The organism is Exiguobacterium sp. s146 (assembly GCF_018618415.1).
Taxonomy (GTDB): Bacteria; Bacillota; Bacilli; order Exiguobacteriales; family Exiguobacteriaceae; genus Exiguobacterium.
The window spans coordinates 1-25,086 of record NZ_JACSMA010000008.1; the positions used below are offsets into that span (position 1 = coordinate 1).

At 53.0% G+C, this 25,086-nt stretch carries 21 protein-coding genes and 2 tRNA genes; all 23 read right to left on the reverse strand.

Going from position 1 to position 25,086, the window contains the following annotated elements; genetic code table 11:
- Positions 1-359 precede the first annotated feature (359 nt).
- On the reverse strand, positions 360-1,850 hold the full coding sequence (lysS, locus tag KNP83_RS14530; RefSeq protein ID WP_021068200.1) for a lysine--tRNA ligase: 1,491 nt from the start codon (positions 1,848-1,850) through the stop codon (positions 360-362).
- Positions 1,851-1,997: 147 nt separating this feature from the next.
- Positions 1,998-2,936 (reverse strand): tRNA dihydrouridine synthase DusB, encoded by a 939-nt coding sequence (gene dusB / locus KNP83_RS14535; RefSeq protein ID WP_251139415.1) that lies wholly within the window; start codon positions 2,934-2,936, stop codon positions 1,998-2,000.
- 79 nt (positions 2,937-3,015) lie between these two features.
- Positions 3,016-3,519, reverse strand: a complete 504-nt coding sequence (folK, locus tag KNP83_RS14540; RefSeq protein ID WP_214763068.1) for a 2-amino-4-hydroxy-6-hydroxymethyldihydropteridine diphosphokinase — start codon at positions 3,517-3,519, stop codon at positions 3,016-3,018.
- Entirely contained in the window at positions 3,516-3,881 is a 366-nt protein-coding gene (gene folB, locus KNP83_RS14545) for a dihydroneopterin aldolase (protein WP_214763069.1), read from the reverse strand. Before folB ends, folK begins: the two co-directional genes overlap by 4 nt.
- Positions 3,874-4,659 carry a dihydropteroate synthase gene (gene folP, locus KNP83_RS14550; RefSeq protein ID WP_214763070.1) on the reverse strand — a complete coding sequence of 262 codons (786 nt, stop codon included), beginning with the start codon at positions 4,657-4,659 and terminating at the stop codon, positions 3,874-3,876. The genes folB and folP overlap by 8 nt, the downstream gene beginning before the upstream one ends.
- Positions 4,656-5,486, reverse strand: coding sequence for an aminotransferase class IV (locus tag KNP83_RS14555; protein ID WP_214763071.1), 831 nt, complete (start codon positions 5,484-5,486; stop codon positions 4,656-4,658). The genes folP and KNP83_RS14555 overlap by 4 nt, the downstream gene beginning before the upstream one ends.
- Positions 5,470-6,054 carry an aminodeoxychorismate/anthranilate synthase component II gene (gene pabA, locus KNP83_RS14560; protein WP_214763072.1) on the reverse strand — a complete coding sequence of 195 codons (585 nt, stop codon included), beginning with the start codon at positions 6,052-6,054 and terminating at the stop codon, positions 5,470-5,472. The genes KNP83_RS14555 and pabA overlap by 17 nt, the downstream gene beginning before the upstream one ends.
- Positions 6,051-7,430, reverse strand: a complete 1,380-nt coding sequence (locus KNP83_RS14565; RefSeq protein ID WP_214763073.1) for an anthranilate synthase component I family protein — start codon at positions 7,428-7,430, stop codon at positions 6,051-6,053. The genes pabA and KNP83_RS14565 overlap by 4 nt, the downstream gene beginning before the upstream one ends.
- Positions 7,431-7,524: 94 nt before the next feature.
- Positions 7,525-8,478: a cysteine synthase A gene (gene cysK / locus KNP83_RS14570; protein ID WP_021068192.1), complete on the reverse strand. Its 954-nt coding sequence runs from the start codon at positions 8,476-8,478 to the stop codon at positions 7,525-7,527.
- Positions 8,479-8,564: 86 nt separating this feature from the next.
- Entirely contained in the window at positions 8,565-9,491 is a 927-nt protein-coding gene (gene hslO, locus KNP83_RS14575) for an Hsp33 family molecular chaperone HslO (protein ID WP_285801573.1), read from the reverse strand.
- Positions 9,492-9,512: 21 nt separating this feature from the next.
- Positions 9,513-10,277 carry a type III pantothenate kinase gene (locus KNP83_RS14580; RefSeq protein ID WP_021068190.1) on the reverse strand — a complete coding sequence of 255 codons (765 nt, stop codon included), beginning with the start codon at positions 10,275-10,277 and terminating at the stop codon, positions 9,513-9,515.
- Between the two features lie 95 nt (positions 10,278-10,372).
- Positions 10,373-12,400, reverse strand: a complete 2,028-nt coding sequence (ftsH, locus tag KNP83_RS14585; RefSeq protein WP_214763074.1) for an ATP-dependent zinc metalloprotease FtsH — start codon at positions 12,398-12,400, stop codon at positions 10,373-10,375.
- Positions 12,401-12,505: 105 nt separating this feature from the next.
- Complete coding sequence (hpt, locus tag KNP83_RS14590; protein ID WP_021068188.1) at positions 12,506-13,051, reverse strand: hypoxanthine phosphoribosyltransferase; 546 nt, start codon at positions 13,049-13,051, stop codon at positions 12,506-12,508.
- Between the two features lie 35 nt (positions 13,052-13,086).
- Positions 13,087-14,316 (reverse strand): tRNA lysidine(34) synthetase TilS, encoded by a 1,230-nt coding sequence (gene tilS, locus KNP83_RS14595; protein WP_214763075.1) that lies wholly within the window; start codon positions 14,314-14,316, stop codon positions 13,087-13,089.
- Positions 14,317-14,384: 68 nt separating this feature from the next.
- A tRNA-Glu gene (locus KNP83_RS14600) sits at positions 14,385-14,456 on the reverse strand.
- Between the two features lie 9 nt (positions 14,457-14,465).
- A tRNA-Met gene (locus tag KNP83_RS14605) sits at positions 14,466-14,542 on the reverse strand.
- A gap of 142 nt (positions 14,543-14,684) precedes the next feature.
- The gene (locus KNP83_RS14610; protein ID WP_214763076.1) at positions 14,685-17,087 is read right to left on the reverse strand and encodes a YhgE/Pip domain-containing protein; all 2,403 of its coding nucleotides are present in this window, start codon (positions 17,085-17,087) and stop codon (positions 14,685-14,687) included.
- Positions 17,088-17,296: 209 nt separating this feature from the next.
- Positions 17,297-17,833: a S1 domain-containing RNA-binding protein gene (locus tag KNP83_RS14615; RefSeq protein WP_214763077.1), complete on the reverse strand. Its 537-nt coding sequence runs from the start codon at positions 17,831-17,833 to the stop codon at positions 17,297-17,299.
- Positions 17,834-17,907: 74 nt separating this feature from the next.
- Positions 17,908-18,282, reverse strand: coding sequence for an FtsB family cell division protein (locus KNP83_RS14620; RefSeq protein WP_021065740.1), 375 nt, complete (start codon positions 18,280-18,282; stop codon positions 17,908-17,910).
- Positions 18,283-18,327: 45 nt separating this feature from the next.
- Entirely contained in the window at positions 18,328-18,600 is a 273-nt protein-coding gene (locus tag KNP83_RS14625) for an RNA-binding S4 domain-containing protein (protein ID WP_021065741.1), read from the reverse strand.
- The gene (yabN, locus tag KNP83_RS14630; protein WP_214763078.1) at positions 18,597-20,012 is read right to left on the reverse strand and encodes a bifunctional methyltransferase/pyrophosphohydrolase YabN; all 1,416 of its coding nucleotides are present in this window, start codon (positions 20,010-20,012) and stop codon (positions 18,597-18,599) included. The genes KNP83_RS14625 and yabN overlap by 4 nt, the downstream gene beginning before the upstream one ends.
- A gap of 1 nt (position 20,013) precedes the next feature.
- The gene (locus KNP83_RS14635; RefSeq protein ID WP_214763079.1) at positions 20,014-21,561 is read right to left on the reverse strand and encodes a polysaccharide biosynthesis protein; all 1,548 of its coding nucleotides are present in this window, start codon (positions 21,559-21,561) and stop codon (positions 20,014-20,016) included.
- The gene (gene mfd, locus KNP83_RS14640; RefSeq protein ID WP_214763080.1) at positions 21,545-25,069 is read right to left on the reverse strand and encodes a transcription-repair coupling factor; all 3,525 of its coding nucleotides are present in this window, start codon (positions 25,067-25,069) and stop codon (positions 21,545-21,547) included. The genes KNP83_RS14635 and mfd overlap by 17 nt, the downstream gene beginning before the upstream one ends.
- Between the last annotated feature and the right edge of the window lie 17 nt (positions 25,070-25,086).

The window sequence follows — 25,086 nt, forward strand, 5'->3', positions numbered from 1 at the left end:
GTCCTGAGCCAGGATCAAACTCTCCAAAGAATTTGATATAGCTCTTGAAAATGACGAAGCTTGCGCTTCATTCAAAAATTGTAAAACTTTTTTTGCCTCATCGTTCAGTTTTCAAAGTTCGTCTGTCGCTCATTGGCGACTCTTAAGATAATACAAGTCATCGACACAGTTGTCAACCACTTTTTTTATTCTTTTCCGCTGCCATCAGCGGCAACGTTTATTACTTTACCGTATCCCTAAATAGAACGCAATACTTTTCGCGAAAGTTTTTCTAAAAAAGTTTTAGCGTCTTTAAACCGCTAACTCTCCCCTAATAGAAAAACCTCTCGCCCATAAGAGCGAGAGGTTAAAACGATTCTTTATTGTTGGTGTCTCATCGTCGGGAACAATAGAACATCGCGGATCGATGGTGCATTCGTCAACAACATGACTAGGCGATCGATTCCGATTCCAAGACCGCCTGTTGGCGGCATTCCGTATTCGAGTGCCTCAAGGAAATCGTTGTCCAATTCATGGGCTTCATCATTCCCGGCTTCTTTCTCAAGAAGTTGGGCTTCGAAGCGCTCACGCTGATCAATCGGATCGTTCAATTCCGTGAAGGCGTTGGCATGTTCACGACGAACGATGAACAATTCAAACCGATCCGTGAAACGTGGATCCGTATCGTTCTTTTTCGCAAGTGGTGATACTTCAACAGGGTGACCTGTGACAAACGTCGGTTGCAACAATGTTTCTTCGACTTTCTGTTCAAAGAATTCATTGACGATGTGACCGAACGTCATATGGTCTTGAATCTCGACACCGTGCTCTTTTGCAAGCGCACGTGCATCTTCATCCGACATCTGTTGCCAGAAATCGACGCCTGTTTCTTCTTTAACCAAGTCGACCATGTGCGCACGTTTCCAACCGACCGCTAAATGAATCGTATCTTCTCCATATTGAACGTCTGTCGTACCAAGTACTTCTTGGGCTACGTGAGCCACAAGTTCTTCTGTCAAATCCATGATGTCGTTATAGTCTGCATACGCTTCATACAATTCAATCATCGTGAACTCTGGGTTATGACGTGTTGAGATCCCTTCGTTCCGGAAAACACGGCCAATCTCATACACACGCTCGAGACCACCGACAATCAAGCGCTTCAAGTGAAGCTCGATGGCGATTCGCATATATAACTCCATATCAAGCGCATTGTGATGCGTCAAGAACGGACGAGCTGCCGCTCCACCCGCAATCGTGTGCAACATCGGCGTTTCGACTTCCAAGTAACCACGATGGTTTAAGAAGTTCCGAATTTCCGAGATAATCCGGCTACGTAGAATGAACGTTTGACGCGAATCGTTATTTGTAATCAAATCCAAGTAACGTTGGCGATAGCGTTGCTCAACATCTTTTAAGCCGTGATATTTATCAGGAAGTGGACGAAGTGCTTTTGTTAAGAGTTCAAACTCTTCAACATGAATCGACAATTCGCCTACGTTTGTCTTAAACAACTTCCCTTTCACTCCGACAATGTCGCCAAGGTCAGATGATTTGAATAAGTCGAACGGTTCATCTCCTACGTCATTTTTACGCACGTAAATCTGGATTTGTCCTGTGACGTCTTGGATGTGGGCAAAGAAGACTTTCCCTTTTCCGCGTTTCGTCATAATTCGTCCAGCAAGCGTCACTTCGACATCTTGTTCGGCCAAGGCTTCTTTTTCAATCGCCTCATATTGTTCATGTAATTCACCGGCGTGGGCAGAACGTTCGAATCGACGTCCGAACGGATCAAGCCCTTGTTCACGCATCTCGGTCATTTTTTCAAACCGAACCTGCATTTGGTCATTCATTTCCAACTCGTGACTCACTACTCCATTCACTCCTCTATACGTATTGGGGATGTTCCTAATAAAAAACTGTCAGCCTCACGGCCAACAGCACAGCCTAAACCGTTTGCTTGTGTGGTTCACTTTTTCGCCAAACAAGCTTACCACAAATCAATTTTTTTCACTAGTTCACACTTCTTGCATTTGTCGCTCGAGCTGTTCCACAAAATGATACAGCACGATGCCAAAAGCATCTCGCGATTCCGTTTCGTTGATTTGCTTCCGAACCGGGCCGCTGCCTTTCAACCCTTTCAAGTACCAAGCCGCGTGTTGACGCATCTCGCGAACGGCGGTCACTTCTCCTTTGATGGCAATCAAACGATCGAGATGCAACATACAGATGTCAATCTTTTCACGCGCCGCCGGTTCTGGTGGAAGTTCACCCGTCTCCAAATACTGCACCGTTTGATAGAGCATCCACGGATTCCCGAGCGCTGCCCGCCCAATCATGACGGCATCAACGCCATAATGATCAATCGCATGCTTCGCTTCTTTGGGCGTCGAGATATCACCGTTACCGATAATCGGGACCGTCGCGATTTTCTTGGCTTCGCCGATCCAGTCCCAGTTTGCGGTTCCTTCATATTGTTGGGACCGCGTGCGACCATGGATCGCAATTGCCGCTGCCCCTCCCGATTGAGCAGCCCGAACATTGTCGAGAATATAAATATGGTCTTCATCCCAACCGAGACGCATTTTGACCGTGACCGGCTTCTCGACGGCGTTCGAGACAGCGTTCACCATCTCGTAAACCTTATCTGGGTCGAGTAACCATTTGGCACCGGCCTCGCACTTCGTGACTTTCGGGACCGGACATCCCATATTGATATCGATGATGTCCGCATTCGTGTTTTGATCCACGTACTGGGCCGCTCGAACGAGTGTATTCTTCGAACCACCGAAGATCTGGAGGCTGAGCGGTTTTTCCCGTTCATCGACGTAGAGCATCCGGAGCGTTCTCGCATTCTCCAATAAAATCCCTTTATCGCTGACCATTTCGGCACAGACGAGTCCCGCACCGAATTCTTTCGCGATTAAACGAAACGCAGGGTTTGTCACTCCGGCCATCGGGGCAAGCACGGCACGGTTCTTTATATCAATGTTACCAATTTTGAACCCTGACACTTCTCCACTTCCTTTGCTAACGTTAAACCGAGTTGACCAATGATTGTAACGGTCCGAGACGGACGACGTCTTGTCGTTCCGACGTAGGCAGGGCTTCTAGCAACGCCCGCACCGTCATCCCCTTTACCTCGACCGCCGGAGCAATCTCCGCGAACGGGGCAAGGACAAAAGCACGTTCATGCATCCGTGGATGCGGAACAGTTAACTGCTTCGATTGTATATCTTCGCTGTTATAGACCAAGATGTCAAGGTCGATTGTACGCGGTCCATTCTTGAATAGTCGTTCTCGCCCTAGGTCCCGTTCAATCCGTTGGAGTTGAAGCAAGGCCGCCTCCGCAGAAAGCACCGGCTCGACTTCGACGACCATATTATAGAAGGAGGGCTGATCTGTATATCCAACAGGCGCCGTCTCATAGACGGACGATTCCTTCGTCACCTGAAGACCGCTTGCCGCCATCGCTTGAATCGCTTCTGCCAGATAGTTGGCGCGCTCTCCAATGTTCGATCCCAGTGCCACGTACATCATCCGTTTTGTCTCCTTGTCATCTCAATCGCGACCGAGTCGTAGTGTCCCGGGATAGGCGGATCCGGCTTGATGACTTTGACGGTAACGCTTTGAATCTTCTCACTGTGAGCCAAGACAGCCGTCGTGATGCGCTCGCCCAGCGCCTCGAGCAGATTGACCGGTTCCCCGGTGACGATGTCTTCCGTCAATTGATAGAGACCAGCATAGCTGACCCCGTCTGATAAATCATCCGATTGTCCGGCCGGCGCCAAATCCAACTCACACATCAAATCGATGTTGAACCGTTGACCGAGTCGATTCTCTTCTTCAAACACACCGTGATAGCCATAAAAACGCATTCCATTCACAAACATCTTATCCAATTTGTCCGCCTCCCAGCATCGCGTCCATCATGAGTGACGCTCGTTTATTCGCTCGTACATCATGGACACGGATCCACGCACAGCCTTTCATGATGCCTAAACACGTCGTCGCCAATGTCCCTTCCAATCGTTCTTCGGTCGGTAAATCAAGCGCTTGGCCGATAAATGATTTCCGCGACGTCCCGAGTAACACCGGGTAACCGAGGTTCGTGATCACGTCGAGTCGATTCATCAACTCCATATTTTGCGCATAGTCTTTCGCAAACCCGATTCCCGGGTCTAGCCAAATCATCTCTTCCGGGACACCGGCCGCTTGGGCGATTTCAATCGACTCATGCAAGTCACCGACGACCTCCTCGATGAAATGACCATAATTGCGATTGTCACGATTGTGCATCAAGATGATGGGAACGTTATACGCCCGTGCCACTTGCGCCATCGACTGATCCCCCCACTTTGATCCCCAGACGTCATTAATGATGTCGGCCCCGGCTTCTAATGCCGCTTGTGCCACCACCGGTTTGTACGTATCGATGGAGATGAGCACGTCGAGTTCTTGCTTCAGTTGACGAATGACAGGAACGACCCGCTCGATTTCTTCTTCCGCCGAGACGAACCGGGCTCCCGGCCGTGTCGATTCCCCACCGATGTCAATCGCGTCCGCTCCGTCTTGAACGAGTTGCTTGGCGTGAGCGACCGCCTGTTCAAGCCCCGTATACCGTCCCCCGTCTGAAAACGAGTCCGGCGTCACATTTAAAATGCCCATGACTTTTGTCATCGCGTTTCTTCCCTTTCAATCGCATGCATCAAGACAGACCAACATGCTTTAAATTTTACCCCGTCTTTGCCTGGATAGCTGTTCCCGGCATAGTGTGTGACCGGCGCAATCTGTTGAACCGAATTGGTCAACCAAATTTCGTCTGCCCGAGCAAGTTCAGCAAACGTCACATCACGTTCACTCACCTCGAACGTATCCGTCACCCAGCGCCGCGTGACTCCGGCGAGCGCACCGGTCGTAAGCGGTGTCGTCCAAAGCTGGTCCGCTTCGACCCAAAAGATGTTCGAGACGAGTCCTTCCACGACATATCCTGCGTCGTCTGCGAACAGTCCCTCCGCTTCCCGGTCAATGAGCATTCGTTTCCCTAATATGTTGTTCATATAATGATGAGACTTTAAGCGGAACGCCGCTTCGGGCCGACTTCTTGGAAACGGAATGGCTTCCAACCGTTTTTCCACGGGCTGGAACGACTCCAACAGCGGTTTGATAAGCAACGTCACGTTCGGATGCGTATAACGTCCGTCATACAGTCCGAGTGGCGCCTCGCCCGCGGACACGTTCAAGCGTACATATAGATTCGGAGTCCCGTTTTGACGAACGACGTCTTGAATCGCCTGTTCAATCTCTTGTTTCGTATACGGTAAATCGATCCACAGTTCCGCTAAGCTCTTCTCCAGCCGCTCCCAGTGAAGATCAAACAAAAACGGGATGCCATCGAACGTTCGAAACGTCTCGAATAGGCCCATTCCATATAAAAACCCGTGATCCTCCACCGGAATCATCACTTCAGAACGACCTCGCAATTCGCCGTTATGCCAAAGCCACATGACGATACACCTCGATAAAATTGCGAATCATGTCTTTTCCGTGCTCGGTCAAAATCGCTTCCGGATGAAACTGCACGCCTTCGATCGGTAACGTTTCATGCCGCAACGCCATAATCTCTCCCAGGCTCGTCTCGGCCGTGACTTGCAAACACGACGGCAGCGAGTCGCGTTCGACCGCGAGCGAATGATAGCGTGTCACAATCGTCTGTTGCGGGACGCCGTCAAACAGCGTGTTGCCGTCATGTTGAATCGCCGACGTCTTGCCGTGCATGAGCCGCTCGGCATGCACGACTTTTCCGCCGAACGCTTGAGCAATCGCCTGATGCCCGAGACACACGCCTAAAATCGGGATACGACCGGCAAACGCCTGAATCGTATCGATGCTGATTCCGGCTTCACTCGGCGTACATGGACCGGGTGAAATGACAAGATAACTTGGGGCGAGCGCTTCAATTTCCTCGAGCGTGATGTCATCGTTACGACGGACGACGAGCTGTTCACCGAGTTCCCCAAAGTATTGAACCAAATTGTATGTGAACGAGTCATAGTTATCGATGAGTAAAATCATACTGTCGCCTCCGTCATTTCTTTCGCGGCCCATAGTGCCTTCGCCTTGGAAAGTGATTCGGCATACTCCGCTTCCGGATCCGAATCGATTACAATCCCGGCACCGGCCTGAACATGGGCGATTCCGTCCTTGACGACCATCGTCCGAATCGTGATGTTGAACACGAGGTCGTCATCCCAACTGAGCCAGCCGTATGAGCCCGTATAAATCCCACGCCGGACCGGTTCGAGTTCTTCGATGATTTCCATCGTCCGGATTTTCGGCGCCCCGGTGATGGTGCCGCCGGGGAACATGGCGCCGAGCGCCTCGGCTCCTGACACACCGTCTCGCATCACACCACGCACGTTCGAGACGATATGTTGGACGTGCGAGTATTTCTCAATGACCATCAGCTCATCGACATGCACCGTCCCATAAGCGGCGACTTTGCCCAAGTCGTTTCGTTCCAGGTCGACGAGCATAACGTGTTCGGCCCGCTCTTTCTCATTGTCGAGCAACGTCCGCGCCAATTCCAAATCTTCCGCCTCGTTCCGGCCTCGCGGTCTCGTTCCGGCAATCGGACGGGTCGAGATGGCGGCGCCGTGCTTCTCGAGTAACAGTTCCGGTGAAGCCGACACCATCGTGAGCGAGTCGTCAGCGAAATAACCCATATACGGTGACGGGTTCACTTTCCGAAGCGTGTCATAGATGTGACGCGGGTGCGCGAGTAACGGTTCCGATTGCCGGACGCTCAAGTTCACTTGAAACACATCGCCCTCGACGATGTAGTCCTGAATCTTTCGCACTGCCGTCACGAACGTCTCTGGTGACAGCGAACGCGAACGTTCGAGTGCTCCGTTCGCGACCGGCGGGAACGCATAGTGCGTCTCGGTGTGCCAGAGGGCGGCAAAGCGATCGAGCTTCACTTCTAACTGATCGTCCGCCGTGACGAGCGTATATAGGATTGACTCTTCTTCATCGAAGACTGCCACTTCATCGAACAGTAAGAATGAGACGTCCGGTGTCGCCAAATCGTCCGCCGCCTGCCGCGGTAAACGTTCGAGCGTTCGGGCCACGTCATAGCTCACATAGCCGATCATCCCACCAAAAAACGGGGGAGCGCCAGCCGGGCGCTCGGTAGCGTATCGGGTCCGGATCGTTTCGACGATGTCGAGCGGGTCACCGTAAAGTGTTTCCGTCGCCGTTGCTGTCGCGAACGTCCCGACACCATCTTTCACGTGAAGCGTAGCGAACGGTTCAATCCCGGCCATCGTATAACGACCGACGCGACCGCTCTCTAACCACGCGTAATGCTTCTTTCCTTCGGTCAATGTCATATAGGTGTCGTACATCTTCTCTTTTGTCATGCGCATCGTTTTGAACGCTGTTCGTCTCACGCCACATTCCCCCGTTCCACTAATTCATGCCTTTAATTGTACACAAGAAAAGGCAGTTACCGAAAGAAGTTGTCTCCCGGTAACTGCCGTTTGTTTACGAGCGTACGCTATCTGATTCTTCGTCGAATTGATAGAGCGGTGTGCTAAGGTAGCGTTCTCCGTTTGATGGGATAATCGCCAGCACGTTTTTGCCTTTGCCGAGACGTTTAGCCGTATCGACAGCGGCAGCGATGGCCGCCCCAGACGAGATGCCGCCGAGCACGCCGTTCGTTTTGGCAGCGAGACGTGCGTATTCGAACGCCTGATCGGTCGTGATTTGAAGGACACCTTCATAAATCTCCGTATCAAGAATCGACGGGATGAACCCAGCCCCGATTCCTTGGATTTTATGCGGGCCTGGTTTGCCGCCCGATAAGACCGGTGAATCGACCGGTTCGACCGCTAGGATCTGAACGTTCGGATAGTGGGCTTTCAACACTTTACCCGCTCCCGTAATCGTTCCACCTGTCCCGACGCCGGCGATGAACGCATCGACTTGAAGGCCTGACGCATCGAACGCGTCGACGATTTCAGGTCCCGTCGTCATCTCGTGCACGTTCGGGTTGGCTTCATTGTTAAACTGTTGCGGGAGGAAATAACCGTTTTGTTCAGCCTCTTCCGTCGCGCGGCGAATCGCTCCGCCCATTCCTTCAGGACCCGGTGTCAAAATGAGTTCGGCACCGTAGCCACGAAGCAGGTTGCGACGTTCCATGCTCATCGTTTCCGGCATGACTAAAATCGCTTTATAGCCTTTGGCCGCACTGACCATGGCGAGACCGATTCCTGTGTTCCCACTGGTCGGTTCGATAATCGTATCTCCTGGTTTCAAGACCCCTTCTCGTTCCGCCGCTTCAATCATTGCGAGCGCAATCCGGTCTTTTACGCTCGAGCCCGGGTTCATATACTCCAACTTCAAGTAAACCGTGGCATCTTCGGCGCCAGTCAATCCATTCAACTTCACAATCGGTGTCTTGCCAATTAAGTCTGTTACTGAATCTACGATACGCATTTCATTTCCTCCTCCATAATTCCGACTATTCCGATATTGTAATCATACCCTATCAGATTCAAAATATGCAATTTGGAGCAAAGCGGTCAGCGTGCTTGTTGTTTCATCGTTTCTAATTGTTCCGCCGAGAAGTGGTATTTCTCGCCGCAGAAGTGACAAACCGCCTCAGCGCCGCCATCTTCTTCGATCATTTGGCTGATTTCGTCAGCTCCGAGTCCGATGATGGCACTTTCCATGCGGTCGCGACCACATGTGCAATTGAACTGAACCGGTTTTTGATCCAACACTTCAAGGCTGTCGCCAAGGAGCATATGGAGCATCTCTTCCGGTGTCTTCTCTTCCCCAATGAGGACCGATACCGGCGGGAACGACTTGAGTGCCTGTTCAAGCGATTGAATCGTCTCTTCTGACGCATCCGGCATCAATTGAACGATGATTCCACCGGCCGCGAGAATCGATTCATCTTCTGGCAAGACGAGGACACCCGCGCCGACAACTGACGGTACTTGTTCAGATGTCGCGAAATAGTACGTGAAGTCTTCACTGATCTCACCCGTTTGAATCTCAGACGAGCCGCCAACAAAGTCTTTCAAGCCGAGGTCTTTAACGACCGAAATCGTCCCTTTTCCGACGACTTCGCCAACTTTCAATTTCGTCAAACCGTGGTCGTTGACAAACGTACCACCTTCAACGCGTGGATGAGACACGTAACCGCGCACATCACCGGCCGTATCAGCATCGACGATGATTTTTCCAATCGGACCATCGCCTTCGACTTTAAGCGTCACGCGGGCAGCGCCTTTTTGCATCGCCCCGATCATCGTCCCAATCGTCATCGTCCGGCCGAGCGCTGCTGAAGCGACCGGTGTCGTCTGATGACGGAGTTGTGTTTCGAAGATTGTTTTCGTCGTCCGGACGGCAAACGCTCGGACTTCCCCGTTGAATCCGAGGGCACGGACGAGGTAATCGGCTTTCATTTGGTCAAGTAATGCTTGTTGTTCTGGTTGAATCATATTGAGTAACTCCTTTAAAGTTTATTTCTGGTTACGCTCATAGATGAGACGAAGCCCATCGAGCGTCAAGAATGAATCGACGACGTCAATCGTCTCGGCATGTTCGCTAATCAAACGCGCGAGACCGCCCGTGGCAATCACGGTCGCTTCTCCGACTTCACGTTTCATGCGACCGACAATGCCGTCGACTTGTGCGACATAGCCGTAATACGTTCCGGACTGCATCGCTTGAATTGTATTTTTCCCAACGACCGTAGGCGGTGTCGCGAGCTCGATACGCGGTAGTTTGGCCGCTCGTTGATAGAGCGCCTCGACCGAGATCATGATTCCCGGTGAAATGATGCCTCCGTGATAACGACGGTTCTCATCAATATAGCAGTACGTCGTCGCCGTTCCGAAATCGACGATGATGAGCGGTCCATCATACTTGGCGATTCCAGCGACCGCGTTGACGATACGGTCCGCACCTACTTCACGTGGATTATCGACATGAATGTCGAGACCGGTTTTCACGCCGGGACCGACGACAATCGGCCGGACATTGAAATAGCGTTGCGACATCTGTTCGAGCGGAAAGATGACCGGTGGCACGACCGAAGACAGAATCACGCCGTCAATCTGATCGAACGAGACGTTCGAATGATCGAACAGCGATTTCACGAGCATGCCGTATTCATCGGTTGTTTTCGTACGGTCTGTCGAGATGCGCCAATGATGGACGAGCGTCTCACCATCATACATCCCAAGGACAATATTTGTATTCCCAACATCAATCACTAAAATCATGATAGCGTTCCTCACTTTGTTGTCAATTACAGTTCGCTCGAATTATAACACGAAAAAAGACGAATGCCTTGTTTAGGGCATTCGTCTTGATTTCATTACCGCAAATCGTTGTTCGGACGTTCCGTCGGTGTCGCTTCCGGCTTATCGCCTTCAGGGACAACGTCTGGCTTCGTCTCTTGAACGACTCCTGGTTGGTCGATGACTTGTCCGTGCTGGACGGCCGCCTCATCTTTTTTCGCTTCGTCGTTTGAATCATCTGTCGATGGTTCAGACGGCTCTTCTGGCTCATGCGGCAAGAATTCGCGCGTCTTGATCAAGTGACGAATCTGTTTCGAGTCGAGCGTTTCCACGTCGAGAAGTGTCTTCGCAACGAGCTCGAGATCATCTTTGCGCTCCGTCAAAATTTGTTTCGCTTTCGCGTAGCAACGGTTGATGATGTCACGGATTTCAAGATCGATATCTTGCGCGATCGCATCCGAGTAGTTTTGTTCCGTTTGGAAATCACGGCCAAGGAAGACTTGTCCACCGTGGTTCGAACCAAGTTGGAGCGGTCCGAGCTTATCGCTCATCCCATAATCCATGACCATTTTCCGGGCAATTCCTGTCGCACGTTGGAAGTCATTGCTCGCGCCTGTCGACACTTCACCGAAGATGACGTCTTCGGCGACACGTCCGCCAAGGAGACCGACGATTTTGTCTTCAAGTTCTGGCTTCGTCATGAAGTAACGATCTTCTTTTGGAAGCATGACGACGTAACCGCCAGCGTTTCCGCGAGGGACGATCGTCACCTTGTGGACTTCGTCCGCATTCTCGAGCTCGAGGCCGATAATCGTGTGACCCGCTTCGTGGTACGCCACGATTTGACGTTCTTTGTCCGAGATGATCCGGCTCTTCTTCGAAGGACCGGCGATGACGCGGTCAATCGCTTCTTCCACATCCACGACCGAGATGGCCGCGCGATCCGAACGGGCTGCGACGAGCGCGGCTTCGTTCAACAAGTTTTCAAGGTCTGCCCCTGAGAAGCCAGGTGTGCGTTGCGCGATCGACTTCAAGTCGACTGTTGAATCAAGCGGTTTGTTGCGGGCGTGAACTTTAAGGACTTCTTCACGGCCTTTGACGTCTGGACGATCAACCGTGATTTGACGGTCGAAACGGCCTGGACGAAGCAAGGCTGGGTCAAGGATGTCCGGACGGTTCGTCGCGGCAACCATGATGATTCCTTCGTTATCGCTAAATCCATCCATCTCAACGAGAAGTTGGTTAAGCGTTTGTTCACGTTCATCGTGGCCGCCACCAAGACCGGCACCACGTTGACGTCCGACTGCATCGATTTCATCGATAAAGATGATACACGGCGCATTTTTCTTCGCGTTCTCGAACAAGTCGCGAACACGCGATGCTCCGACCCCGACGAACATCTCAACGAAATCAGAACCTGAAATCGAGAAGAATGGTACACCGGCTTCGCCTGCAACAGCGCGGGCGAGGAGTGTCTTACCTGTTCCCGGAGGACCGACGAGCAAGACACCTTTCGGAATCCGTGCCCCGAGTTTCGAGAACTTGCGTGGGTCTTTCAAGAATTCAACGACCTCGATGAGCTCTTGTTTTTCTTCGTCCGCTCCGGCGACGTCTTTAAACGTCACACGGCGCTTCTCTTGGTCGTAGAGTTTTGCCTTCGATTTCCCGAAGTTCATCACACGACCGCCACCGCCGCCACCTTGGGCTTGGTTAAGCAAGAAGAAGAATAAGATGAAGATGATGATGAACGGTAAGATCGCGAACACGATGCTGAACCAGTTCCCACTCGACTCCGCCTCTTCGATTTGGATGTCGGTATCCGCACGAAGTGACGAGAGCACTTCGGCGTATTCGGCCTCGTTGGCCGGGATGTTCGTTTCAAAACGCTGATCTTCGTCTCCTGCTAGATCTCCTGTAATTGAGATGGCTCCCGGAATTTCTTGTACGGTTGCCGTTTCAATCCGACCTTCTTCCACATATTCCAAGAACTTCGAATACGTAAGCGTCTCGCTCTGGCTATTCGGGTTTTGTAAATATTGAAGGAACAAGATCAAGGCTAGGAAAATCACACCGAAAACTAAGGTGTTTTTCACTGCACGATTCATTCTCTGCCTCCTATTCCGAGAAACGATGTTCTCGCCCATTCAGTATATGTGTATACTTTGGGTATTTCTTTTATCTTAACACGACGCATTTTCAAAAGAAAAACGTTAGCCCCCGTAAATGCTCGGCTTGAGCACACCGACGTACGGAAGGTTACGATATTTCTCTTCATAATCGAGACCATAGCCGACAACAAACTCGTGCGGAATAACAAATCCGCTATAATCTGCCGACAATCCGTTCTTGCGGCCCGTCGGTTTATCGAGAAGCGTCACGATTTTTACCGATTTGGCTTTGCGGTACTTGAGCAGGTCGACGAGATAGCCGAGCGTAAGTCCACTATCAATGATATCTTCTACAATCAAGATGTCGCGTCCTTCTACAGATGTATTTAAATCTTTCTCAATTTTGACTTCACCTGTCGATGACGTTCCGCCATGATACGTCGACACGTCCATGAAATCCATTTCTAAATGGATATCCATTTCTTTGACGAGGTCCGACATGAATGGCATCGCACCTTTTAACACGCAGACGAGGAGTGGGAACTCTTCTTTATATTCTTCGCTAAGTGTTGTAGCGAGTTCTTTCACTTTACCTTGAATCTCTTCGCTTGAAATCAGTACTTTCTCCATATCGTTCATTAATGACATCTTAAAATCCTCCTCTTTCTTATCCGACACAATCATCATTTTACCATTAATCGTGGGCACATCGCACCCGACTTATCCGGAAAATCGGAAACTCTTACCCCTACTATAGCGATAATCCGTCCCGTCGCGTCAACTATCAATGGGACCAAAGGCCGTTTTTCTCGCGGAATCTTCGCGTCAACGAAGATGCGGGCGACTTTTTTCGTTCCGACAGACAGTTTCATCACGTCGCCCGGCTCGACCGTGCGAATCACGAGCGGCAACTCGATCGCCTCGAGCGGGATACCGGTCGTACCCTCGACCACGTCCAGCGTGACTGACATCGCTCCGAACGTGATACGCGCCGGGAATGTCGTCACCTCTTGTGGAGCTGGGGCTAGTACTGACGGGGCGGTCACTTGTAACGATAAGAGCCCGTCTTGTTTCCGCAGTTGCCACGGCCCCTCTAAATCGAAGTGACCAGACCCCTGTGTGCTCGTTAACAGACGATCGAGCGCAGTCCCCACCTCTACCTCATAGCGACTCGAGAGCAGGCGTCCGACGGTATATCGTTCGATCGGACGCAAGCGCATCAACTCATCAGATTTCACGTGAAACGCTTTCATCTCAAGCTGCACGTTATCCTCAATCCAACCCTCCATCTGGTGGTAGCGGGTTCGCCACAGTTCGCGTTGATACCGCGCCGTCTCGGTCACGACTTGAACGAGATTCGGTTGTGACGCGAGGAGCTGAGGCACAACGTGATGCCGCAGTTGATTGCGCAAATAATCCGTCGTGGCGTTGCTCGCATCTTCTCGCCATTCGAGTCCGTATCGTTTGGCATAGGCGATGAGTTCCCGCTTCGGTTCCGACAAGAGCGGGCGGACGAGTTCCCCTCCAGCGAACGGACGCCGCTCGGGAATCCCCGTCACTTCGACGACGTTACGCTGCAGTTGGATGAGGACGGTCTCGAGTTGGTCGTCTGCGTGATGGGCCGTCATCAGTTGGGTATAGCCGAACTCGCGCATCACGGCCTTAAAAAACGCATAACGCGCTTCCCGATAGACGGCTTGCGACCCGCCGTTTGGAAACGACAGTCGCTCACCATGAAACGGGACACCGTATTGGTCGGCCAGATGCTCGACGAATGTATACTCTTCATCCGATTCCGGACGCAAGCCATGATGGACATGCGCCACCCCGATGTCGGTTCCGCTTCGGGCGAGACGATCGAGTAACACAACCGAGTCTACACCGCCCGATACGGCAATCAATACTTTCGTCATCCGTCCGCCTCCTTGATATAACAAAAGAAGCCATCTCGAGTGAGATGGCTTCTTTTCGCTTAGGTAAGTGACCCGTACGGGATTCGAACCCGTGTTACCGCCGTGAAAGGGCGGTGTCTTAACCGCTTGACCAACGGGCCTAAATAAAATGGTAGCGGCGGAGGGAGTCGAACCCACGACCTCACGGGTATGAACCGTACGCTCTAGCCAGCTGAGCTACACCGCCATGTTATTGTTGTGTCCTAAGCACATTTTCTATAATAACCAGTAGCCACGTCAGTGTCAATTCTTTTTTAAAAGTTTTTTCACAAAAAAATCGTGTATAGTGTCGTCTTATCCACTATACACGATTTTCAATTGTTTGTGCATCACGCTTCTGACGTCGTCAGCCGATATTTTTTCTTCCAGGCGATGCGGAAATATCCCCAGAGCAGGAAGAAGCAAGCGGTTGAGACGAACGCCAAATAGATGATCGCTTGTTGCAAGTACTGCCAACCGTCCGCTGACAAAATCTCTTTATAGCCCGAGACGGTGTACGTCATCGGTAACCAGGCGTTGAACGGTTGGAGGGCACTCGGAATCAGTTCGAGCGGGAACGTTCCAGCCGACGTCGTCAATTGAAGGATCAACAAGACGATGGCGACGAACCGGCCCGGATTTCCGAGCGTCGTGACGAGCAGCTGCACGATCAAGAGGAACGTGATGCTGACGAGCCAACTGAATCCGAAGAACTGGAGTGGCGCCTCGACTTCAAGTCCGAGCAACATGACCATCGCCACGTCCAAGACGAGTGCTTGAATCAATCCGACGACAAGCAATACACCCGATTTCGAGACGAGCCATGACAGGCTGCGCTTCGGTTTTCCAGCTGGGTCGTACAGCGGATAGACGATTGAGAGCAAGAGCGCCCCGACGAATAGTCCGAGTGACATGAAGTACGGTGCAAAGCCCGTCCCGTAGTTCGGGACCTGGTGAATCGAGTCGTTGACGACCGTGACCGGTCCGGCCATCATGTCGACGTTATCGTCTCGGATGTCGATAGCAGCCGCTTCTGCCCCATCGGCGAGCGCGTCCCGTAACTTGCTGTTTCCGGATGCAAGTTCGGATACACCATCTGCGAGCTGGTCGCTACCTGACTGAAGGTCTTTACCGCCCTCTGCCAAACGGACAGCCCCGTTCGCAAGTGTAGTCGTGCCCACGCCGGCGCTCTTCGCCCCGTCCGCGAGTTTTGAACTTCCCTCTGACAAGGCACCTGTCGCCTCGGTCAACCGCGTGCTGCCGGACGCAAGTTCGGCGGTCCCATCTTTCAATGCTCCGACGCCAGTGTTTAAACGATCGCTGGCCGAAGCGAGCTCTTTCGAACTCACGGCTGCCGTTTGCGCCCCTTGCTCCACTTGAGCCGATCCATCCACCAACGCCTGCGCTCCATTCGCGAGCTCGGTCTGTCCGTCACGCAACGTCACGAGTCCCGATGCGAGTTCACCTGCACCGGCCTCAGCTTGGGTCAATCCGTCACCGAGCGCGGCCTGCCCCTCTTTCACACGCGCCGCTCCCGCGGACAGTGCATCGAATCCGGCGGCCGTCGCTGTGCGGCCTTCCGCCAACTGGGCCACAATCGCCTGCAGCATCTCTGGAGAAGCGGGTTGCCCTGCCTCGGCGAGTGATGACAGTTGAGCCATCAACTGATCTTGACTGGCCAACATCTCCGTCTTCATCTGACCGATTCCGGCCACGAGTTCCGTCTCGCCTGCCAGCAAGGCGGTGTTGCCTTCTTTCGCCGCCGTCATCGCGGCCGCCAATTCATTCGAACCGGCACTCAATTGTTCACTGCCATCCTTTGAACGCTGAATCCCGGCCGCGAGTTGTTGAACTCCTTGATTGAGGGTCGCCGTCCCGTTGTGCAGTTCCTCCAGTTTCGAGGCGAACGTACCCGTCCCTTCGACGAGTTGGCTCGTTCCGTCTTGAAGGGCGGACGCCCCGTCATTCACTTGACGAGCGCCATCCGATAAGGCAGCGCTGCCTGCATAGACTTGCTGGCTTCCCTGCGCCAACGCTGTCGTGCCTGTTTCAAGCTCAGCCACGCCCTCATTCAACCGGCTCGCCCCGTCGGCCAATTCCTGTTGTTTTGTAGCGAGCAAGGCGGTCCCATCGGCCAGTTGGGTCGCCCCCTGCTCGGCCTTCTGCGAGCCATCTGCTAGTTTCGTCGCCCCGGTCGCCGCTTCATCCAGTCCAGCGGCGGCATCTTGAATCCCGTCACGCATCGCACTGACGTACTGTTTCGCGACTTCGGTCGACAGCTCACCTTTCACTTGCTCCATCGCGGAGCCACCGATTTGAGCTGCTAAAAAGTTATATGATTCATTGGCGATATATTTGAGTTCGAGTTTCTCAGGGTCTTCATTGAGCGCCGTCGTCGCTTTTTCCGAGAAGTTTGCCGGAATCTCAATCGCCATATAGTAGTCGTGGTCGTTCAACCCTGACTCGGCCTCTCGTTTCGTCGTCTCGATAAATTCGAACGCCTCAGACGTCTTTAATTTCTCGACGAGTTCGTCCCCGACGTCAAGCTGCTCGCCATCGAACGTCGCGCCCCGGTCCTCGTTCACGATTGCCACCGGCAAGTCTTTCATCTGTCCATACGGATCCCAAAACGCCCATAAGAACATCCCGGCATACATGAGCGGTACGAGCGCGACCGCGAGAATCGGAATCCACACCCGAGGGTTCTTCCCGATGCTTCGCCATTCCGCCAACCACAGTTTCCATCCATTCATCTTCATTCTCACCTTTCACTTATAAAACATAACTATTTTTCATGTTCCCTATTGTGCTCGCTTCCCCAGAAAAATGCAACCCCTTTTTACTTATTTTTCATAACAAAATAGAATCAAAAAAAACCACAGACTGTAAAAGTCTGTGGTTCGTCGTCTTCTTGAGGAAGACCGTCTATCGTTACGAGTAGAAGCTGATGGTTTACGAAGGGTTACCCGCGCTTGGCTCCACGTCCACCGCGTTTTGAGTCAGTTTGACGTTTTAACGTCGTCAAGCGCTCGTCGCTGTCTTTTAAGAACTTGCTCATCAACGTATCGAACGTTTCTGGCTCACGGCGTACTTCACGACGTCCGCCGCCACCACGGGGACCACCGCCACCGCGGGGACCGCCGCCACGTGGGCCGCCTTGTCCTGGACCACCTGGGCGTGGGCCGCCTTGACCCGGGCCGCCTGGGCGTGGGCCACGAGAGAAACGCTCGCCGGCTGGACGTTCTGGACGTTCACTGACAGGGCGATCGACGGCCTTTTTGATAGACAACCCGATTTTGCCATCATTTTCGACGTTCAAGATTTTGACCGTCACTTCTTGACCGACCGTTAGTACTTCATTGATGTCTTTGACGTAAGAATCTGCCACTTCACTGATGTGTACCAAACCCGTTTTGCCATTTGGAAGTTCTACGAACGCTCCGAAATGCGTAATCCCTGTAACCTTACCTTGTACCTTGCTTCCTACTTCAATTGACATAAAATAATGTACTCCTTTTTTGATTGATTCCCTACAATTATACGAGTCGATTCGTCAACGGTCAACGAACCCACTTATTCCTCTGGTGAGAAGTAAAAAATAATCTCGCCATCTTTCGAGAACAACAGCTCGTTACGCGCTAGATTGGCGATGTATTCTTCGTCTTGTAAACGTTCGACCTGCTCTTTCAGTTCTGATTGTTCGTCCTTCGTTTCCCGAAGTTCGACTTGCGCTTCATTTTGTTTCCGTTCCTGCTCGGACACATATCCGACCTTAGAGAAGTAACTCTGACCGATGAAGACAACCATTAACAAAAAGAGAAGTGAGGCCGCAGCCAGGCGGCGTCGAAGATGGATACGTCGCCGGTTCTGTTCTTTTTCCAGCTGTTCTCTCCGTTCATCAAGAGCCCGAATCCGCTGTTTGCGTTCCATCGGGTTACGTCCATTCATCGAATCACCTTCCTCCTGTCCTGTTACGTTCAGTATACCTTTTTTTTACGCTTCCGTACCACTGTTCACCTTTTCTTCTTTGAGCAAGCGATACATTTCTTTCGCGTCCTCTTTGCGGGCGTGCTCGGCAATCGAGTCGATGACGACAGTGACGAGCTTGTTCCCGAATCGAATTTGCAACTCGTCACCGACTTTGACGTCCGTGCTCGCTTTCGCCACTTGCCCATTCAATTGAATCCGGCCTTGGTCGGCAACTTCTTTCGCCAACGTGCGCCGCTTAATCAAGCGGGATACTTTCAAAAACTTATCTAGTCTCATAATCCCTTCTCCTTCGCTTCATCCCAGAGCCGATCCATCTCTTCAAGCGTCATCTCTCCTAGGGAGCCGTTCGCTTCAATGTATTCGAATCGTCTCTTAAATTTTTGGTTGGTCCGTTCGAGCGCCTGCTCGGCGTTCAACTTGAAATAGCGCGCCACGTTGACGACCGAGAAGAGGACATCGCCAAGTTCTCGCTCATCTTCAGGCTGACTTCTCCACTCTTGGAGTTCTTCTTCCAATTTCTCGAACGCACCTTGAACATCGTCCCATTCGAAACCGACTTGCGCAGCTTTCTTCTGCAACTGCTCGGCCCGCATCAACCCAGGTTGCGTCATGAGAACACCATCTAGCTGCGATTTTCTCTTTTCCCCTTTTTCCACTTGTTTAATCGCATTCCAATTCGTCACGACATCATCGGCGTCCGAAACGGTCACATCGCCGAACACGTGCGGGTGACGACGGACCATCTTCTCGCTAATCGAACCGATGACATCCCGAATATCGAAATAGCCTTCGTCCGCTCCGATTTGGGCGTGGAGCATGACTTGGAGCAACACATCACCGAGCTCTTCGACGATTGCGTCATCATCTTCCGTATCGATTGCTTCAATCAACTCGTACGCTTCTTCAAGTAAGTATTTGCGAAGCGATTCATGTGTCTGCTTCCGGTCCCACGGACAGCCGCCCGGGCCGCGGAGCGTCGCGATGATGTGCTTCAACGTCGAAAATTCGCGCGCCAACTGCGCCTCATCTGTCAACGGCGGTACGTAGAGCGTCGTCAAGTTGTCGACTTCTGCCACGCGGTCCATCTCGTAGAGCGGGATTTCGCTGACCCGCTCGCGTTTCGTCCCGGCGGCCGTCACGAGTTTGACGATATGTTCATCCGGATATCGTTCCATCAATTGGACTTTCACGTCCCCGGCCACGAACCCGTCATACACTTGGCCGATCAAGACGTGTTGGGTCACTTGAATCCGCTCGACATCGAGTGCCGTCGCATCAAGCAATTGAAAGCCGTTAATCGGATCGATGCGGAGGGCTTGGAACATGGCGTCCAAAAAGCTCTGACCGCCGAGGAACGTGACGTCCGCGCCTTGTTCGACGAGCAGTTCCACCGTCCGCTCTGCGACGAACGGATGACCCGGTACGGCATACGTGATGGCCAGCTCTTCACTTTTTTCGAGCAACGTCTCAACGATTTGTCGATAGACTTCCTCGAACGTGTCACTCGCTTCGTAAATCGCATCAAACGATTCGAACGTCACGCCTTCCGCCTCAAGCTCGCTGACGACAGGATGTTCTTTCGTACGCAACCAAACGAGCGGTTGCTGTTTCAAATGACGATAGACGCCGAGCGGTAATTGTTCAAGTTCGCCAGACCCAAGGCCGACGACCGTAATTCCGTAACTCATATCAGTTCTCCTTTTTCTCTAGCAGATTGATGAGACGACCTCCGAACGGGATCATCTCCCACTCGTCCGTCGTCAAAATTTGTTCTTTCCATAACCGCCAGACGTAACTGCCGGCCCCGAGCACGAGCATGAACCCGAGCCAGACGAGGGCATCGAGACGATGCGTCAACCCATCGAGCGCCACCACATTCAAACCGAGCAAGATGACGCCCATCGGCGCCACCGTTTTGACGAGACGTCCGTAATGTCGAAACCGGAGCCTGCCGAGCGCGATGATTTGATCGAGCCGATTGAAATTGAAGGCGGCCATCGCCAAAAAGGCAAGTGATGTCCCGAGGGCAGCCCCGGCGATGCCAAAGGAAGGAACGAGCCACAAATTGCTGCCGAGCTTCACAACGATGGCGAGAACCATGCCGACAGCGGCCGTGCGTTCCCGGTCAATCGCCTGTAGACACGTCATGCTCGCCACGGCGAGCGACGCGGCGAACGTGCTCGTCGAGAGCAGGATGAGCGCCTTCGTCCCATCCGCATTTTCGAACAGTGCGATATTCAACGGGAGCATGACGCCCATCAAGCCGATCGTCGCTGCAGCAGCGACCGTCGTCGTCACACGAATCATCGAACTGAGACCGGAAGCGGTCGCATCGATACGACCGGCTCGGTAATGCCGCACTAAGTTCGGGACGTTTGCCATTCCGAGCGCCGTCGTGAAGAGAATCGCGAATTGAACGAGCGGATAGCCCCGATCAAACACACCTTTTCCGACTTTGGCCGCGTAATCCCCGCCCATAAGATTGACAATCGTGAACGAGTCTACGAGTTGCATCCATAAAATCCCGAGCGAGGCGAAACCGACGGCAAATCCCGTCGTCACTAAGATTCGAAAGACCGACCGCAACGTCGCGGGTTGTACCGGCACGAGCCGTAGCTGCTTCGCCCACAGCGACAAGATGATGATGGCGATGACACCTCCGACGAGCGCCGCCCCATATGCGTATCGACTGAGCGTATAAGCGTCTTGGCCGTAACGCACGCCAATCAACAAGGCGACGAGTAAAACCGTGACGCGAACGAGGTTTTCGAGCACTTGAGAAATCGCACTCGGCCGCAAGTCATCGACGGACTGAAACGAACCGCGGAGCACGGCCAAAGCCGGCATGAGTAAATAACTCAGGCTGATCACGCGGAGCGTCGGTGCGAGTTCCATGTCCCCGAGGAGGCGGGCGATGACCGGTGCCAACATCCACATCGTGACGACAAGGATGACGGCCAGACCGAGCAAGGCATAAAAACTGCCCCATAGCACTTCGAGCTTTCGCCGCGGTCCTTGGGCTCCTACCCCAATTTTCGCAATCACGACCGGCATCGCATACATGCCGAGCGAGGCGACGATCGCAGCAAACGGATATACCGTCTGATAGGCATACAACCCGAAGTCGCCGGCGATATTTTGGTAAGGCACGCGGTAAGCGAAACTGATGAATTTGGACAGATAGCCTGCGAGCGCAAATAAGACGACGCCGGTCGCAAACTTACTTGGCGACCGCATGCGCCAACCTCTTCACGAGCTCCTCAAGCACCGTATCGGCATCGTTCAACAGTTCGACGACCGGCATCCGGCCGCTGAGCGACAATTTGAGAGCCCCGTTGTCTTGTCCGACACCGAGTTTCCGACCGAGCGGCATCGTCCACTCCATGAATGACGGCACGTCGAGCGCCGTCGTCGATTCGAGCGACAACACCATCTCGATGCGGCCCGGCGACTGTTTGATGCGCGCCACTTTCGCCATCTCGCCATAGATGCGCAGACGCGTCAGTTGGATAAGGAGCGCGACCGGTTCCGGGAATTCGCCGAACCGTTCAATCAGCTCATCCTGAAGGGCGAACAGCGCCTCTGGCGTATCGACATATTTGAAGCGTTTGTACATCTCGATTTTTAATTCGCTGTCTGATAAATAGTCGTCCGGAATGTACGCGTCCGCTTGGAACGAGATTTCCGGTTTGAAGACGACTTGTTTCGCCTGTCCGCGCATCCGGTCTTTCCGTTCCTCGATGGCTTCGGACAACATCTGTGAGTAGAGATCGAATCCGACCGAGTCGATGAACCCGGACTGTTGGGCTCCGAGCAAATTCCCGGCGCCGCGAATCGATAAGTCGCGCATCGCGATCTTGAATCCGCTCCCGAGCTCCGTGAACTCTTTGATAGCCTGTAGCCGGCTCTCCGCGACCTCGGTCAAGCGCTTGTCTTTCCGATACGTGAAGTAGGCGTAGGCGATCCGGTTGGAACGCCCGACACGACCGCGCAGCTGATACAGCTGGGACAGCCCCATCTTGTCCGCGTCATGAACGATGAGCGTATTCACGTTCGGGATATCGATGCCGGTCTCGATAATCGTCGTCGAGACGAGCACGTCCGCCTCCCCTTCGAGGAAACTGATGAGCTGGCTCTCGAGTTCGGTCTCGGTCATCCGACCGTGTGCCGTCGCAATGCGTGCTTCCGGCAACAAAGCGCGAATCTCTTCGGCTTTCCGTTCGATGCCTTCGACGCGGTTATAGAGGAAGAACGCCTGCCCGCCGCGAGCGAGCTCACGCTCAAGCGCTTCCCGCAAGACGATGCCATCGTATTCCATTACATACGTCTGCACCGGATAGCGGTTCTCCGGCGGTGTCTCGAGGACCGACAAGTCACGGATCCCAATCATCGACATATGGAGCGTCCGCGGAATCGGTGTCGCCGTCAGCGTCAAGACGTCGATATTCGTCTTCAACTGCTTGAGCCGCTCCTTATGCTTGACCCCGAACCGCTGCTCTTCATCGATGATGACGAGACCGAGGTCGGCGAACGTCACGTCTTTCGACAAGACGCGATGCGTCCCGACGACGACGTCAATCGTTCCTTCCTTCAAGCCTTTCTTCGTCGCGGCCATCTCGCTTTTCGAGCGGAAGCGGCTCATGACGGAGACGTTGATCGGGAATTCACTGAACCGTTCGAGCATCGTCTCGTAATGTTGTTGGGCGAGCACGGTCGTCGGGACGAGGAACGCGACTTGCTTGCCGGCGAGCACGGCTTTGAACGCGGCTCGAATCGCCACTTCCGTCTTGCCGTAACCGACGTCGCCGCAAAGGAGACGGTCCATCGGCCGTGACCGTTCCATGTCCGCTTTAATCTCGGCAATCGAGCGGACCTGGTCTTCTGTCTCTGCGTACGGGAACGAGCTTTCGAACTGGCTCATCTCTTCGTCATCACCTGGGAACGCATACCCGACGGACGCTTCACGCGCCGCATACAGCTTAATCAGTTCGTCGGCGATGTCTTCAACCGATTTGGCGACTTTTGATTTGACCTTCTTCCACTCGGTCCCACCGAGTTTATAAATCTTTGGCTCTTTGCCTTCGGCCCCGACATACTTTTGAACGAGATCGATTTGATCGACAGGGACGTACAAGGCATCATCACCGGCGTAGACGAGATGTAAGTAATCTTGGTGAATGCCGCCGACTTCAATCGTTTTGATACCGAGGTACTTTCCGATCCCGTGATGGATATGGACGACGTGGTCGTTCGGCTTCAATTCTTGATAACTTTTAATCCGTTCGGCGTTCGTCAAATTCTTCATCTGTCGTTTCCGCTTTGTGACGCGTTTGAACAGCTCTGCTTCGGAGACGACGACGAGACGGCTCGTCGAGAGTTCAAAGCCGCCTTCGATTTGTCCGATCATGACATGGACGTGACGCGGCAACAGCTCCCCGTCCACATTGGTGAACGTGGACGAGATGCCATAATCGTCAAGCAGCGCCACGACTTTATCGGCCCGGGTTTGATCGCCTGCTAAAAAGACGATGCGATGGTCACCTTGTTGCCACCGCTCGACTTCTTGTTTCAACAAGTGCATCTGGCCATGGAACGCCGGGAGCGGGCGACAACTGAGGTGCACCGTGTTCGTCTCCGGAATCCCCGACCGTCGTGACGGCAACAGGGAGAACGCGACTTGTTTCAACGTGCGGAACACTTTATGCATCGGGACGGCTAACGTGTAATTGCTGACCGATTCACCGCGTTCGATGAGCGACGAGAACCATTCCGCTTCCTCGCGGTCTTGCACGTCGGCAGCATCTTCAATCCGTGCCACTTCATCTAACATTAAGACCGCTTCCGGCCCGACGTAATCGAGGAGTGTCGAGCTATAAAGGAGCGGTGTGTACTTTCCAAGTTTTTCAGGAGCCTCGCCTCGACCGAACTGCTCGATGTCGCGAGCAATTCCATCCTCGAGTGCCTGACGAATCGTCTCGGTCTCGATTAGCGAGAGCGTCCGCTCGTATTGACGTCCAAGTGCCTCTCCAGCTTTTTTCAAAAGCTCGGGTGAGGCGACGAATTCTGTTGCCGGTGGAATAATCGCCTCGCCGACGACACCTAATGAGCGCTGCGTCTCGGCGTCGAATGTGAATACCGAATCGACTTCGGTGTCGAACAAATCGATGCGATACGGCCGCGCCGCCGTGAGCGGATAGACGTCTAAAATACTACCCCGCACAGAAAATTCACCCGGTGCGGTCACGGTGGCCGTCCGTTCATACCCGAGCGTGATAAGCGTCTCGGCAAACGGCTTTAAATCGAGCTCTTGTCCAGGTTTGATGAGATGGTGGCTCGTCTGCCAGTCTGACGGGTTCGGGATATAACGGCGCAAACCACCGAGCGGCACGACAAGGACGCCTCCCGTTTCGTCAAGGAGACGTGTCCGCGCCTCAATCCGAGCGGCAAGCAATTCCGGACTCGATGTGAGGGAGAGTTCACCCGCGAGCGTCTCGTCAATCGGATAAAGCAATGTTTTGCTCGGTCCAATGAGCGACTCGAGTTGATCGTACATTTTCTGGGCTTGATACATGTTATGTGTGACGACGACGAGGCGCCTTGACGAATTCTTTGCCAATCCCGCCAATACAAGCGCCTTGGCACTCGTCGTCAACCCCGTGACGAGTTGACGATCGACTTTTGGCAACCGCTCCCGAATCACGTTCGTCTCTGGTAACGTCACCATGAATTTCTCTAGAGCATTCATTTGTTTTCCTCCACCTC

Coding starts and splice junctions, on each gene's coding strand:
- dusB (WP_251139415.1), bottom strand. CDS start 2,936: ATGGCCGGAGTGACAAACCCTGCGTTTCGTTTAATCGCGAAAGAATTC.
- folK (WP_214763068.1), bottom strand. CDS start 3,519: ATGATGTACGTGGCACTGGGATCGAACATTGGAGAGCGCGCCAACTAT.
- folP (WP_214763070.1), bottom strand. CDS start 4,659: ATGACAAAAGTCATGGGCATTTTAAATGTGACGCCGGACTCGTTTTCA.
- KNP83_RS14555 (WP_214763071.1), bottom strand. CDS start 5,486: ATGTGGCTTTGGCATAACGGCGAATTGCGAGGTCGTTCTGAAGTGATG.
- pabA (WP_214763072.1), bottom strand. CDS start 6,054: ATGATTTTACTCATCGATAACTATGACTCGTTCACATACAATTTGGTT.
- cysK (WP_021068192.1), bottom strand. CDS start 8,478: ATGCGTATCGTAGATTCAGTAACAGACTTAATTGGCAAGACACCGATT.
- hslO (WP_285801573.1), bottom strand. CDS start 9,491: ATGATTCAACCAGAACAACAAGCATTACTTGACCAAATGAAAGCCGAT.
- KNP83_RS14580 (WP_021068190.1), bottom strand. CDS start 10,277: ATGATTTTAGTGATTGATGTTGGGAATACAAATATTGTCCTTGGGATG.
- ftsH (WP_214763074.1), bottom strand. CDS start 12,400: ATGAATCGTGCAGTGAAAAACACCTTAGTTTTCGGTGTGATTTTCCTA.
- hpt (WP_021068188.1), bottom strand. CDS start 13,051: ATGTCATTAATGAACGATATGGAGAAAGTACTGATTTCAAGCGAAGAG.
- tilS (WP_214763075.1), bottom strand. CDS start 14,316: ATGACGAAAGTATTGATTGCCGTATCGGGCGGTGTAGACTCGGTTGTG.
- KNP83_RS14610 (WP_214763076.1), bottom strand. CDS start 17,087: ATGAATGGATGGAAACTGTGGTTGGCGGAATGGCGAAGCATCGGGAAG.
- KNP83_RS14615 (WP_214763077.1), bottom strand. CDS start 17,833: ATGTCAATTGAAGTAGGAAGCAAGGTACAAGGTAAGGTTACAGGGATT.
- KNP83_RS14620 (WP_021065740.1), bottom strand. CDS start 18,282: ATGAATGGACGTAACCCGATGGAACGCAAACAGCGGATTCGGGCTCTT.
- KNP83_RS14625 (WP_021065741.1), bottom strand. CDS start 18,600: ATGAGACTAGATAAGTTTTTGAAAGTATCCCGCTTGATTAAGCGGCGC.
- yabN (WP_214763078.1), bottom strand. CDS start 20,012: ATGAGTTACGGAATTACGGTCGTCGGCCTTGGGTCTGGCGAACTTGAA.
- KNP83_RS14635 (WP_214763079.1), bottom strand. CDS start 21,561: ATGCGGTCGCCAAGTAAGTTTGCGACCGGCGTCGTCTTATTTGCGCTC.
- mfd (WP_214763080.1), bottom strand. CDS start 25,069: ATGAATGCTCTAGAGAAATTCATGGTGACGTTACCAGAGACGAACGTG.